General features: G+C 67.7%; 19 protein-coding genes. 4 read left to right on the plus strand and 15 right to left on the minus strand.

The annotated features are described in order from the left end of the window. Positions 1–279: 279 nt before the first annotated feature. The 3 genes from ACZ7CD_RS39020 to ACZ7CD_RS39030 all read right to left on the minus strand — a co-directional run bounded on the left by ACZ7CD_RS39020 (position 280) and on the right by ACZ7CD_RS39030 (position 2,167). Positions 280–528: a sigma factor-like helix-turn-helix DNA-binding protein gene (locus ACZ7CD_RS39020; protein ID WP_470380932.1), complete on the minus strand. Its 249-nt coding sequence runs from the start codon at positions 526–528 to the stop codon at positions 280–282. Continuing rightward, positions 474–1,355, minus strand: a complete 882-nt coding sequence (locus ACZ7CD_RS39025) for a tetratricopeptide repeat protein (protein WP_470380933.1) — start codon at positions 1,353–1,355, stop codon at positions 474–476. Before ACZ7CD_RS39025 ends, ACZ7CD_RS39020 begins: the two co-directional genes overlap by 55 nt. 206 nt (positions 1,356–1,561) lie before the next feature. After that, complete coding sequence (locus ACZ7CD_RS39030; RefSeq protein WP_470380934.1) at positions 1,562–2,167, minus strand: ANTAR domain-containing response regulator; 606 nt, start codon at positions 2,165–2,167, stop codon at positions 1,562–1,564. A 219-nt stretch (positions 2,168–2,386) separates the two neighbouring features. On the opposite strand from ACZ7CD_RS39030, the gene ACZ7CD_RS39035 reads away from it, so the two are divergent. Together ACZ7CD_RS39035 and ACZ7CD_RS39040 are read left to right on the plus strand one after the other, a co-directional pair. Beyond that, on the plus strand, positions 2,387–2,542 hold the full coding sequence (locus ACZ7CD_RS39035) for a hypothetical protein (protein WP_470368765.1): 156 nt from the start codon (positions 2,387–2,389) through the stop codon (positions 2,540–2,542). A gap of 68 nt (positions 2,543–2,610) precedes the next feature. Continuing rightward, positions 2,611–2,781 (plus strand): hypothetical protein, encoded by a 171-nt coding sequence (locus ACZ7CD_RS39040; RefSeq protein ID WP_470380935.1) that lies wholly within the window; start codon positions 2,611–2,613, stop codon positions 2,779–2,781. Between the two features lie 16 nt (positions 2,782–2,797). Here the strand turns inward: ACZ7CD_RS39040 and ACZ7CD_RS39045 are convergent, their stop codons facing one another. The 7 genes from ACZ7CD_RS39045 to ACZ7CD_RS39075 form a co-directional block, all read right to left on the minus strand. Next, positions 2,798–3,280, minus strand: a complete 483-nt coding sequence (locus ACZ7CD_RS39045; protein WP_458433555.1) for a hypothetical protein — start codon at positions 3,278–3,280, stop codon at positions 2,798–2,800. Beyond that, positions 3,277–3,414, minus strand: a complete 138-nt coding sequence (locus tag ACZ7CD_RS39050; protein ID WP_360401489.1) for a hypothetical protein — start codon at positions 3,412–3,414, stop codon at positions 3,277–3,279. Before ACZ7CD_RS39050 ends, ACZ7CD_RS39045 begins: the two co-directional genes overlap by 4 nt. A gap of 59 nt (positions 3,415–3,473) precedes the next feature. Next, positions 3,474–3,668 (minus strand): hypothetical protein, encoded by a 195-nt coding sequence (locus tag ACZ7CD_RS39055; protein ID WP_360401486.1) that lies wholly within the window; start codon positions 3,666–3,668, stop codon positions 3,474–3,476. A 614-nt stretch (positions 3,669–4,282) separates the two neighbouring features. Next, on the minus strand, positions 4,283–4,810 hold the full coding sequence (locus tag ACZ7CD_RS39060) for a glycosyltransferase (RefSeq protein WP_470380936.1): 528 nt from the start codon (positions 4,808–4,810) through the stop codon (positions 4,283–4,285). Positions 4,811–5,031: 221 nt separating this feature from the next. Next, the gene (locus ACZ7CD_RS39065; protein WP_458433553.1) at positions 5,032–5,259 is read right to left on the minus strand and encodes a DUF2188 domain-containing protein; all 228 of its coding nucleotides are present in this window, start codon (positions 5,257–5,259) and stop codon (positions 5,032–5,034) included. A 415-nt stretch (positions 5,260–5,674) separates the two neighbouring features. Further along, the gene (locus tag ACZ7CD_RS39070; protein WP_470376302.1) at positions 5,675–6,058 is read right to left on the minus strand and encodes a terpene synthase family protein; all 384 of its coding nucleotides are present in this window, start codon (positions 6,056–6,058) and stop codon (positions 5,675–5,677) included. 12 nt (positions 6,059–6,070) lie between these two features. Next, entirely contained in the window at positions 6,071–6,319 is a 249-nt protein-coding gene (locus ACZ7CD_RS39075) for an isoprenoid biosynthesis enzyme family protein (protein ID WP_360401477.1), read from the minus strand. A 283-nt stretch (positions 6,320–6,602) separates the two neighbouring features. Here ACZ7CD_RS39075 and ACZ7CD_RS39080 point away from each other — a divergent pair, with 283 nt between their 5' ends. After that, entirely contained in the window at positions 6,603–6,779 is a 177-nt protein-coding gene (locus ACZ7CD_RS39080; RefSeq protein WP_470380937.1) for a hypothetical protein, read from the plus strand. A gap of 125 nt (positions 6,780–6,904) precedes the next feature. Here ACZ7CD_RS39080 and ACZ7CD_RS39085 read toward each other — a convergent pair whose 3' ends face one another. The 4 genes from ACZ7CD_RS39085 to ACZ7CD_RS39100 all read right to left on the minus strand — a co-directional run bounded on the left by ACZ7CD_RS39085 (position 6,905) and on the right by ACZ7CD_RS39100 (position 9,880). Next, positions 6,905–7,039 carry a hypothetical protein gene (locus ACZ7CD_RS39085; protein WP_458433552.1) on the minus strand — a complete coding sequence of 45 codons (135 nt, stop codon included), beginning with the start codon at positions 7,037–7,039 and terminating at the stop codon, positions 6,905–6,907. A gap of 322 nt (positions 7,040–7,361) precedes the next feature. Continuing rightward, a complete protein-coding gene (locus ACZ7CD_RS39090; RefSeq protein ID WP_470376297.1) occupies positions 7,362–8,090 on the minus strand; it encodes a calcium-binding protein in 729 nt (242 codons plus the stop codon). A gap of 678 nt (positions 8,091–8,768) precedes the next feature. Further along, a complete protein-coding gene (locus ACZ7CD_RS39095) occupies positions 8,769–9,359 on the minus strand; it encodes a transposase (protein ID WP_470380938.1) in 591 nt (196 codons plus the stop codon). A gap of 50 nt (positions 9,360–9,409) precedes the next feature. Then, positions 9,410–9,880, minus strand: coding sequence for a helix-turn-helix domain-containing protein (locus tag ACZ7CD_RS39100; RefSeq protein WP_470380939.1), 471 nt, complete (start codon positions 9,878–9,880; stop codon positions 9,410–9,412). 240 nt (positions 9,881–10,120) lie between these two features. On the opposite strand from ACZ7CD_RS39100, the gene ACZ7CD_RS39105 reads away from it, so the two are divergent. Beyond that, the gene (locus ACZ7CD_RS39105) at positions 10,121–10,717 is read left to right on the plus strand and encodes a hypothetical protein (RefSeq protein ID WP_458433547.1); all 597 of its coding nucleotides are present in this window, start codon (positions 10,121–10,123) and stop codon (positions 10,715–10,717) included. Between the two features lie 527 nt (positions 10,718–11,244). On the opposite strand, the gene ACZ7CD_RS39110 is transcribed toward ACZ7CD_RS39105, so the two are convergent. Then, positions 11,245–11,622 (minus strand): ANTAR domain-containing response regulator (locus ACZ7CD_RS39110; RefSeq protein ID WP_470380940.1); only part of this gene is annotated, 378 nt, incomplete at its 5' end.

Genomic DNA, 11,622 nt, shown 5'->3' on the forward strand with positions numbered 1-11,622 from the left:
GCGTGACCTGGTGCCGGACTGAAAGTGCACGTGACCAGCGTTCTCTGTCGAAGGGTGGGCTGCAGTAGGGCCCTGGTGTCGCTCCGCATGGTCGCGCCAGAATGGTTTCCGGGGGTTTGTTCTGAAACAATCTCCCTTAGGAAAAATTGGACCATCTCGTGGTCAACGATTTTTGTCGCGATTTTTCGCGGTGCGGCTCACAAACGTATCGACGCTCGTGCGTCTGTTTGGCGAGTGGCGGAAGCACCGATGCAGTGATTGCGCCTCACGGCACCGAGGTCAGGACAGCCTGATCACAGCACGGAGGGTTTCGAGCGCCTGGTGCTGCACCAGGCGTACCGCTGCTGGCGTGGACCCGAGCACGTGTGCCGTCTGCTCCGCGGAGAGGCCTCGAACGACCCGCAGGCGCAGGACTTCGCGCTGATCTTCGGTGAGTGCCGCGAGGTGCCGAAGGCCGGGCCACACCGGACCGCTCACGACGCCCTGGAAGTACCGTGACCCGCGTCGATGTGGTCGGCGAGGCCCCACGCCCCTGCGTAGTCCTCATGCCTGCGTACCAGGGACGCGAGCGGGCGGAAGCGGTCGCGCACGCGGGCCGAGTCGACGAGTGCCGACATCGTGAGGGCCCGCATCCCGCAGTCCACCACGCCCCGGACGTCTCCTTCGACCAGATGGCTGGTGGACAACAGGATCAAGCTGAACGTTCGGCCCCGGACCAGTATCTCGTCGTACTCGCCGATTGCCGTGGTGAGCAGGGGAACGGCGGTCCGCGCGTGCCGTCGTCCCACCGTGACCGACAGGTCCGTGTGCACGGCTCTTGCGATCGCGGAGAGTTCCGCCTCGGTGAAGAAAGCCGCCCAACCGGCCACGTCGACGCGGTTCACGGCCGCGAACTCGTCCTGGCCGCGATCGAGCAGCGCGAGGGCGCCGTGCTCGGCCCCCTTCTTGGCGTACGCCCACGCCGCGTTCACGGAGAGGATGCCGGCCGCGAGGTCGTCGCCGGCCTTGGCAGCCGCGAGCCGGCCGATGTCGAAGTGGCGCAACGCCTTGTCGATCTGCCCGTGGTGCAGGAACACGCGCCCCAGCCGGTAGCACACGTTGGCCGTCAACCCGTCCGCACGCGCGAGCCCGACCAGGGCGAGGGCGTGGCCGAAGTGGTGGTGCGCGGAGCTCACCAGGCCCGCGTCGAATCTGGCCCACCCCGCGATGTTCCGCAGATTTGCCACAGCGGCGTGCAGTCGCTGCCGTACGTGCGCCGGCACGCGTGTGGTGAGCAACGGCAGGCTGTCACGGACCTGGCGCCGGATGTCATCGAGGCAGTTCTCACCGCCACTGCGGTGGTCCAGTTCGCGCAACGCCCGAGTGTGTTCTTCCGGGCGTGTGGCGTTGGAAAGTCCGATCATGACGGGCACCCCGAGCCTTGAGTGGCGGATGGTGCCGCCGGGGTCCGGGGCGGCTGGATCGACATCGATCTTAGTACGGCACCCACGTCGTGATCCGCCGCTGTTCGGGTGCACATGACTCGGGTCGCCATGTACCTGGGCGGACCGACCGGACCTGCTCACCGCCCGGCGACGCTGCCGTGGAGGTGCCTGGCGACGTCACGGAGTCTGACGTCGTTGTGCTGCGACTGCTGGACGAGCAGTTCGAAGGCCTGGTCGGCGGTGCAGGCGTGCACCGCCATGAGAATCCGCTTGGCCTGCTCGATGACTGCACGTGAGGCCAGCGCGGTCTCGAGGTTGCCGATGTGCTCACGCGATCTCTGCCGCTGGTGGGCGTTGCTGATCGCCGCGCTGGCCGCCGTGGTGAACAACCACATCACGCTCTCGTCGGACGGGTCGAAGGCCGGCGCGCTGTAGCTGCAGATGTTGAGCGATCCCATGTGGACGGCGTCGTTGCTGTCCGATGCCGGAAGCTCGATGGCCACGGAAAGGCAAGCGCGCGCGGATTCCAGGCAGGGGCCGCGGTCGGCGTCGTACTGCCTCTCGTCGGCTCCGGCGAAAGTGCTGTCGCTGGCCGCGGCGGTCCTCGGGCGCTCACCGTGACCGTGACCGTGACCGCGTCGGCGTCCTGGATCGCTTTCGTCGCGGTGTCGGCGAGCCGCTCGAGGATGTCCGTCGAGGGGCTCCTCGACGGACATCCCGTCCCTCAGCGTGGTCAGAGCCACGGCCGCCTCGTCCCGGCACTCCACCGCGTCCCTGCGGGTCGGCTTCGGCGGTGTGCGCGTTTTCCGTCCGAGGACGGTAGCCAGGTTGTCCATGCTGCATCGCCTTCCGCGGGGAACGAGTTCGCGGCGCTCGTGCTCAACGCGCAGCGAATGGTACGGCGCAGAGGTGTCGGCGAGAGTGCCGCGAAGGCGAGGACGACGAATCGATGTGGTGACCGGGTGTTCCAAGGCCCGTACCAGCCCGGCGGCCACGCGAAGCGGTTCCACGACAACGAAGGCGGTCGGCAGCGCTCGCGTCGCGACCCTGCGGCCACCCCGGACGGCCAGAGCACCCGCCCGCCCACGATCGAGTTCTCCGGGAACTCGGTCGTGTAGTTGTACGCGGCGATCCACCTGACGAGTTCGACGGTCCGGTGTGCCGCCTGCCTGGCGAGGAGCTTCGGGTGCAGGCCTGCCAACAGTTCGGCGCCGGTGAACCGGGTGGGCAGCCACCGGTTCAGCACGGCGGCGGAGACCTCGTCGTCGTGGCCGCGTTCGGAGAGCTTGCCCTGGAAGACGTTCTTCTCGTGGACGGCGTCGCGGCGCAGGCCGATGCTGATGACGTCTGGTCGTGAATCCGTGCTGACGTCGTCACCGGGCCCCAGCGTCCCGGTCTGGAAACTTGTCGAGGGCAGGTGCCCCTCGCCGATGCAGCGGACGCTCAGCACGAACCTCAGCCGGTCGGGTGCCATCCCGCTCTGGTCGGGATGCACGACCATGGACGGGGTGCACACCGCCGCTCCCTACGACGGCGTACACGTGGGTGAAGTACGCGCCGATCAGCAACCGGCGGGGTTCGGCCAGGTCGACGTCCGCGGGCAGGCGGTGGCTGACGCTCGCGAAGTTGTCCGCGAAGGTCGCGCGGATGTCCTGGTGCCGTTCCGCGAACAGGCGGACCGTGCGCTCGAGCGCGGCGAGGACGACGCCGTCGTCGAGTGCCATGACCCGCCGGATCACGGCTGCGGACCGCGACTCGTGCTCGGGCACCTTCTCGCCGGGCACGAACAGCCTGGTGATCACCCGGCGCGGGTCCGGACGCAGCCGCAGCCGGCTTCGGGTGACGCGTGCGTTCATCCGGTGCTCCTCAGGAGCGTGCGCAGGTGCTGGCGGGTGGAGATCAGAGCCAGGGTCGACTCGGCCCCCTGGTTGTTGTTCGGGCCTTGCGGGGTCAGCCCGTCGTAACCGCCGCCGGTCTGATCGTCGCGCATCGACGAGCCGAGGTCGTTGTCACCGTTGAACCACGCGATCGAACGGTGGATGCCGCGAGTCAGGTGGGGTCGCCGGTGCAGCGGTAGCCGCGGGCGCAGGCGTCGGCCATCGCGGCCGCCTCGATCGGCTGCTGGTCGAACGCCGGGCGCTGCTCGCCGAGGAACCACCCACCGGTTGGGACCGGTGAGAGGTGGAAGTCCGTGGACTCGACGCCCAGCAGCCACTCCAGCAGCCGCAGGCCGTCATCGCGCACCTTGTCGTCGGCGAGGAGATCCCCGCGGCGATCAGCGCCTCGGCCAGCGCGGCGTTGGCGTAGAACAGCCGGTTCTCGGGCCACGGCCACGTCGGGTCGGGACGTGGTTCACCGACGTACGAGGGGACATCGCCGAGCAGCGCGGCGGCGGAGGCGTGGACCGGATCGGCGCTGAGGCCCTCGGCGGCGCCGAGCGCGGCGAACGTCATCGAGCGCACCGACGGCGGCCGGTGGTGGGCGCTGCGGTCGAAGCACTCCAGTGCTGTCCGGCGGATCGAGGGCACCGGGCAGCGGGCGGCGGCGGTGCCGAGTCTCCACAGCGCCCGGCCCCACCAGTCGCCCAGTCCCGGCTCGTCCTGCCAGTCGCGGCCTAGGCCCGAGACGGTTGTGGAAGCGCCCGTCCTCGTTCTGCGCGTAGGCCATGAAGGCCAGATAGCCCTCAGCCAGCCCGGCCAGTTCGGCGGGCAGTTCCGGTTCGCGGCTCAGGACCACCAGACCCCTGGCGACGTCGTCGAGGCAGTAGCCGTGCTCCCGCCGCGGCAAGGGGCCTTCCGCGTGCTCGTAGAGACCCGTGTCGTCGCTGAGCCGCACCAGGTGGGAGAAGTCGGGTTCCCTCATCGTGTCAGGACGACTCGGGTGGTGAGCAGGTCCTCGGCGAGGCGGAGATACCGGCCGGCCACCGCGGGCCAGCTCAGCGCCGGACCGAGCTCGGTGGAGCGGTCGTGCATTCCCGCGGCGAGCTGGGGCTCCGTCAGCACGCGCCGCAGCGCCGCCGTGATGGCCGCAGGGTCTCGGTGCGGCACCAGCAGACCGGCTCCGCCGGCCAGCAGTTCGACGGCGTGCGGGAACACCGTGGTGACGACCGGTCCGCACGCCGCGAGCGCTTCGACGAGCACGCCCGACGTGACCTGTTCGGAGGAGTCGTAGGGGAGCGGGACGACATCGGCCCGGCCCACGAGGTCCGCCAGCGCGTTCGCCTCGAGGTAGGTCGGATCGAACTCCACCAGGTCCCCGACGCCGTGGGCGGCGGCACGGTCGCGCAGGTGCGTCCGGTACCTCTCGCCCCCGTGCGCCAGCACCTTCGGATGGGTCTGCCCCGCGATCAGAGCCGCCGCGAGCAGCGCGAGCAAGCACGCCACCACGACGGCACCCGTTCGAACCCTTCCCGTGATTCTGGGGGATCCGTTGTGCGGCCGTTCGCCGTTCACCGATTCTTCAATTTTTGAACACTGTCTGCCGCTTATCCGACCGTGGCGTTCGAAGTCCACTGTGGATGTTGTCGCGAATTGGGCCGGCCTCGTTCAGCAGGACGGCGGAACGCCACCAGCACAGGACAGTCGCGTTGCCGGCGGCCGCCAGAGATTCAGCGGGAGAGAGTGCGCGGGTCGCGCCCGCGGGGGTACACCTCGTGCTCCGCGACCGAACCGTCCCGGCCGCGGACGACGTGGTCCACCGCGTGCGAGATGGCCATCTCACGGCCGTTCGTGCGCGCATCTTCCTTGGACAGGTGAATGCTGGAAGGAAGGTCGTTCCCCTCGACCTTGTTCTTCCACCGGCCGTTTTCGAAGTAGGTCTCGATGTCGCCACGCATGGGCTCACTCCCCGCAGGTTCGACCTTCCGAGTACCCGCTGGCGCCGGCTGTCACACCGCTTGCCCTCCGCGAGCCGATCGGTCGCGCCGCTTGGTCGAGATGCCCGTCGTGCGGGCCTTGTGCAGCGTGCCCGCGCAGATCAGGTTCGGAAGCCGCTGCCCGGAAACCCGATCGAGATCAGATCAAAGCGAGTTCGTGCATGCCGGGAATACGTTTCGTGCAGGTCAGCCGAGCGTCGGTGGATCGCGGCCATCACCGGTCATCCACGACACCGGTGGCGTCCACCTCGACAGCCAGATGTCTGGCCAGCGCCCGCACACCCCTCCGAGGCTCGCCCGAAGTCACCGAGCCCGTCGTGTTTCGACGGGTTTCGCGTTGCCAGGCGAGGGATCCGTCCCGCGCCCGGCGGATCAGCTAGGCCCGGTCGCCGCCGGCACCGCCCTGCTCGAAGTCGTCCATGCGCCCGGCGAGCATCGTGCGAGCTTTCGCCGCAGCCTCGACCAGGCTGCACCGGTGGTGCCGGGCGAGCACAGTGATGAGATTGTCCGTGCCCTCCTCCAACTCCCGCCGCGCGGAACGCAGGTCGTTGGTCCAGGCGATGATGTCGGCGGTCGCGTTGCGCAACCCGTCCAGTTGACGGGCCTCGGGCAGAGCGCGTTCCATGACGGCCAGCACCGGCAACACCGTGATGGTGCGTCGGCGCAACACCACGTAATCGTCGAGCCCGAGCCGCTCACCAGACGCCCGCAGCTCCGCCTCCGTGCAGATGGCCTCGGCAAAGTCCCGGTACAGCCCGATGAACTGGTCGCTTCATCCCGGCCGAGCCGCCGCTTTCGTGCGGCCCCACAGGTCGCCGAGTGCGCGCACCGCTGCCACCGGGTGCTCACTTCGGTCCGCGCCGCTGAGCACCTCAAGGAGCTGTTGCAGCAGCTTCCGCACCTCGGCCGGTGACTGCCCTTCCTGGTCGAACCTGTCGTCGACCAGCGCGACGAACGCACCCCACTCGGCTTTGACTCCCAGCTCAGCAGGGTCCGCATGCGGAGTCAGCCATCCGGCCATGCGCCCGTGCCCCATGCGACCCAACCGCCGCGCCTGCTCGCCCGCGCTGACCAGGCCGTGTCGGGCAGCCCACGACCTGGCCTGGCGTTCAGCGTGAATTCAGTACGAGTTGCAGATAGTCGTCATCGCATCGGGCACTACCGACGAATGGCCGCGACCCGAGCCGTCCGTTCAGGCGGTTGCTGAGACACCCGGGAGAGTGATTACTTCTCGGACGGTGCGAGGTCGCGCACGTGTCATCTCATGATGCCGGGGCGTTCTTGACCCAGCAGATCTTCCGCTGGTGGCCGTCGAGGTCCTCGAAGACGCGTTGATGGAAGAAGTCCGCATCCCACGGTGGCGAGTACTCCTGGCCACCAGCGATGATGGCTCGGTCGACGATGAGCTCCACATCGCCGCGGTCGTTGGCGAAGATGTCGAACACGGCTTCGATTTCGGTCCGGGTGTCGACGACGCGTGAGATCGAGGTCGAACCGAAGCCCGATCGCGGTGAAGAACTCCTTGCGGCGGGAAAGATCCGCTACCCGCATGACGGTGAACAGACGATGTTCCATCGACTCTCTCCCCGCCCTCGACCCACGCCCTTCAGTACACGAAACTCGTGCCGAACCCGTGCACGGAGCGGTAGAAGCAGACCGCGGCGGACAGGTGTGGCGTCTTGGCCCGGTTGCGCTCGGCCTGCGCAACGATCGACTGGCCGATGGTTGTGACGATGTCCAAACGGAGGAGCGTTTCGTTGCATGAGCGGCGGGCCCGACCGGCGAGGTGCCTTGTCGGAGGTTGGGGATCAGTATGTCCACATCGGACTACATTCTGCTGGGCAGGACACTTCGGTCTGGAATTTCACCCGGTTGCGATACCTGCTGAGAGAGTTCGCAACCGGTCGAAGACGCCACGAGCGGCGTTCCGGGGCTGACAGGTGCGTTCGGCACGAGGACCCTGGCCTCCGCGGAGCCCGGGGCCCTCTCGGGACGGGATCAGGGCCTGACTTCTCTCCTCGCTCGGATGCCCAGCGACTGGATCAGTTCGTGGGGCGGATACCTCATGGCGTGGTCGGTAGGAGGCAGGTGTAGCTCAGGGGGAGCAGGCTCACGAACGTTCCTCCGGCTCCGGTGCAGATGCTGCGGGCTTCCTGGACGCGGCGGTTCGCCGGGCTGAGGGGGTTGAACACGCAGACATATCCCACCGGGTTCACGGTGAGGGTGAGCACGCCGCCGGTCGCGATGCACAGTGCGGTTGCGTTTCCCGTGCCCGAGCCGGGGCCCGTTGCCGGCGGGGTGCTGGTGTTCTCGCAGCTGGCGTGGATGTCGGGGTCCGGTGCGGGCCCCTGGCAGGTGTCGACGCCGAGGCCACCGTCGAGGCTGTCCTGGCTGCCGTCGACGGAAGCGCCGATGAGGGTGTCGGTGCCCGCGCTGCCGGAGATCGTGTCGATGCCCAGGCCGCCGGTGAGGGTGTCGTTGCCGGTGCCGCCGGTGAGGGTGTCGTTGCCGTCGCCGCCGTCGATCGTGTCGTCGAGCGCTGAGCCGGTGATGGTGTCGTTGCCACCGTTGCCGCGGATCGTCTTGGCGGGATCCGTTCCGCCGCAGTCGATCGTGTCGTTGCCGGGACTTCCAATCACGACGGTGTCGGTCTGGGTCACACCGGCGCTCACGACGCAGTTGACGGCGGCCTGGGCGGTCAGTGGAGCGACCGCCCACAAGCCGGGGACCGCGAGAACTCCGGCCACCGCGGCGACGATCACCCGGCGGATCTGACTCTGCTGGATCCTCATGTCTTCATTTCCCGAACACGATTTGTTCATAGCCGCACAGCGCGGACGCGCCAGCGGAGAAGAGTGCGCGAGCGACGCGCGGAGACCTTGCCGAAGCAGCCTGTGCGGCTACTCGCACATGCGAAAACCTCGGCTCGTGATCTGTACCCATGATCATCGCGGGTCATGTCACGTCACCGAGGTCCGGGGTAACAGACCGAAGTGTACTCCTTCAGATGCGCCGACCGGTACCGCCGTCCCCTAAATGGCCCACCTGTGCGGAAGTTGATTGTGGTGGGCTTGGCAAAAAACCTGATCAGACACTATGGAACACATATTTTCTCATGGCTTGGAACCGAGGTTGTCCCACAGATTTGGTCAACGTCCCGGTGAAGATCGCAGGCTAGTACCGGTTGATCGTTGCCGCTGTTCTCGTAATTCGCGCCTCCGTAATTTCCGTCCGCTGTTTCGGTGATATTTTCGTGGCGTGTGGGTGGTCAGGCGGGCGAAAGCAAGGCAGGCGGTGGCAGGGGAGACCTCAGTCCCGGGCTCACTTCAGAGTGAAAGGTCGGTCAAGGGATCGACAGCACGTACCAGTACGACGGGCCGGGCCCTGGTCGACCTGGGCACCGCGGTGGGACGGCTTTACCGGCAACGCCGGGACCGTCACCGGCGGCGCCGGTAGCGATACCGTCGTGCTCACCGCGGGCAAGGGCGGCAACGGCGGTCTTGGTGGCCTCGGAGGTAACAGCGGTCTCGTCGCCGGTGGCGCGGGTGCCGGTGGTATCGGTGGCGCCGGTGCGGCCGGCGGCGTCGGCACTGGCGTTGGACGAGAGGGCGCTTGCGAACCGGTGGCAGGAGCAGCCAGGACCCGTGTTTGGGTGTGTGGTGGATCTCGAGTCGCTGAGCCAGGGCGAAGGCCTCGCCGGGGTCGAAGGCTTCGTAGAGCGAGGCGATGCCGTGGGTGTTGAGGTTGTCCATGACCAGCACGACGGTCTCGGCGTCGGGATAGTCCACGGCCAGTAGGTGTTTGACCTGCCCTGCCCAGTCGAGTTTGGTGCGCTGGGCCAGGGCATGCACGCGGCGCCAGCCACGCAGCGGTTCTGCCCACACGAAGATCGAGCAGGTGCCGCACCGGACGTACTCACTGTCCTGGCGGGCATCGCGGCCCGGCCGGGCCGGCAGCGGGTCGCGGACCTCGCCAAGGAACTGGAAGGGCTTCTCGTCCATGCACACGACCGGGCGGGCAGGGTCGTGCGGGCGGGCGTAGACGGCGAGGACGTCTTCCATGCGGGCTGCGAACTCCGCGTTCGCCTTCGGCGGGATGTTCCAGCACTTCCTCAGATGAGGACGCAGTTCCGTTTTTTCAAAACCCGGCCGATGGTCGAGTGGTCCAGGTTCGGGATGTCCTCGGTGAGCTCGACGTGTTTTTCCAGCAGCCGCAACGACCATCGAGCATGCCCCGCCGGCGGCTGCGAGCACGCCAGGGCGATCAACCGGGCCTCGACCTCACCGGTGACCGGCGAGGGCACCGGCGGAAGGTCACGCTTCTTGCGCCCGATCGTGGCCAGGACATCACCGCCGGTCTCGGCGAATCGCTTGGCGACCAGCCGCAGCATCTCACCCGAGACCCCGAGCCGATCTGCGATCACTTCCTTCGGATCGGGCTCACCTGCCGAGGTGTCCAGCGCGAGCAGTACCCGCGCCCGCCTGATCGCTGAGGCTGAGCGCACACCAGTGGTGGTCAGCCGGATCAGCTCTTCACGATCCCGCGCCGACAACGTCACCGGCCGCTTCAACTGGGAGGCCATGACAACAGCCTCCCAGCCAAACGCGCCATAACTAAGCAGCGACACTACTGGTGCCGCATCTCGGAACGTTGACCCGGTGATCGGCTCGGTCTGCTGACGGTCCAGGCTGGTCCTCCCATGTCGAGCGGGGCGAGTGCGGTGCTGACGATCGCTCCGATGCGCGTCGTACATCTTCTGCGCGTCGACGAACTCGCAGCTCTTGGGCCCTGATTGCACGCCATGGGGCTGTAACCTGCACAAATGATCAATCCGTTCGGGGTGAGTCTCGGCGCCAAGGCTGCACGCCTGCTGGCCCGGCTCGGACGCGCCGAGATCCGCCCAGGGTTGACGGAGCAGGAGTTGACCGGTATCGAAGCGCGGTTCGGGTTCGCGTTCGCCGACGACCACCGCGCTTTTCTCGCGGCGGGGCTGCCCACGGGAGGGGCATGGCCCGACTGGCGTCACGGCAACGCCGCGCAGCTTCGTTCCTGGCTCGACAGACCGGTCGAGGACGTGGTATTCGCGGTGGCGGAGGCGGACTTCTGGCATCCGAGCTGGGGCACGCGCCCTGCCCGGCGGACCGACGCCGTAGCCGGCGCGAGGGCGCACTTGGCGTCAGTGCCGCAGCTGGTTCCGGTCTACTCCCATCGCTACCTGCCCGCGGGCCAGGCGACATTCGCTCACCCGGTGTTGTCGATCCGCGGCGCCGACATCATCCCCTACGGGTACGACCTCATCGACTACGTGCACCAGGAGTTCGGCGGCCCGCAGGGCAGAGCCGACGAGGAGCGGCACGTCGTTGCCGCCACAGCAGCGTTCTGGTCGGATTTCCTGTCCTGGTCGAACCGGGAAGGGTAGGGGGACCACGCACCGCGCGGCACGGATGAGCCATGAGCACCGCGCCGACCGGGTCCGCCCCACGGTTGGGCTCTGCGGGATGGGAAGCCCTCGCAGAAACCTCCGTCAACACGCCTCAGCCTGAGCTGAAAGACCCAGCTAGTGCTGCGTCACGCAACCTTGATCAGGTAATGGGTCCAGGTGCGGATAGCGGTCGGCCCGATGTTTCGGCAGAGCCCCATCAGTATGCCGAGTTTTGAGGTGGAGCTCCCACGAAACCGGCGAGTTGCGTCTTCAGCGTGGAGGGAGTCGGCGACGTGCGCCCAGACGTCGCCTTGCTCATTGACACGCCCACCAGCGCACCGCATGCGGGCGAACAGTTCGCGCGTCCACGATCCCCGCTTTCCCGGCGCCGCCGCCGCACATCACTCGAGGCCACGGTCGACGGCGGAGAGCTTCATCAGCGGCGCCTCAGAACGCTTGAGAACCCAGGACGAATAGCTGGCGGGGCGAGGTGTTGCCCGTCTGCCGCGAACGGCGCCGACCGTTCAGGAACCGGCGACCGAGTCGAGGAGGTTCTTGGCTACGTCGCGGAGTTTGACGTTCTCGTGCTGTGAGCGCTGCACGAGCATCGTGAAGGCTTCGTCGGCGCTGCAGGAGTGCACGGCCATCAGGACACCTTTTGCTTGGTCGATGACGGCCCGGGAGGCGAGGGCCTTCTCCAGGCTGTCGATGTGGTCTCGTGAGCGCTGCCAGCGCTGGGCGCTGGCGATCGTGACCGACGCGGCTGTCGTGAACAGCCGCATGAGCCCTTCGTCGAAGGGGTCGAACGCCGCGGCCGTGTGGCTGTAGATGTTGAGTGAACCGAGGTGCTTTTCGTCGGAGGAGTTCGAGGAGGGCAGCAGCACCGGCACGGACAGGTAGGC

Source organism: Lentzea sp. NPDC036949 (assembly GCF_055608075.1).

Coding starts and splice junctions, on each gene's coding strand:
- ACZ7CD_RS39045 (WP_458433555.1), bottom strand. CDS start 3,280: ATGAACGCACGCGTCACCCGAAGCCGGCTGCGGCTGCGTCCGGACCCG.
- ACZ7CD_RS39050 (WP_360401489.1), bottom strand. CDS start 3,414: ATGCGCGACGATCAGACCGGCGGCGGTTACGACGGGCTGACCCCGCAA.
- ACZ7CD_RS39065 (WP_458433553.1), bottom strand. CDS start 5,259: ATGCGTGGCGACATCGAGACCTACTTCGAAAACGGCCGGTGGAAGAAC.
- ACZ7CD_RS39075 (WP_360401477.1), bottom strand. CDS start 6,319: ATGGCCGGATGGCTGACTCCGCATGCGGACCCTGCTGAGCTGGGAGTC.
- ACZ7CD_RS39090 (WP_470376297.1), bottom strand. CDS start 8,090: ATGAGGATCCAGCAGAGTCAGATCCGCCGGGTGATCGTCGCCGCGGTG.
- ACZ7CD_RS39095 (WP_470380938.1), bottom strand. CDS start 9,359: ATGGAAGACGTCCTCGCCGTCTACGCCCGCCCGCACGACCCTGCCCGC.
- ACZ7CD_RS39100 (WP_470380939.1), bottom strand. CDS start 9,880: ATGGCCTCCCAGTTGAAGCGGCCGGTGACGTTGTCGGCGCGGGATCGT.
- ACZ7CD_RS39105 (WP_458433547.1), top strand. CDS start 10,121: ATGATCAATCCGTTCGGGGTGAGTCTCGGCGCCAAGGCTGCACGCCTG.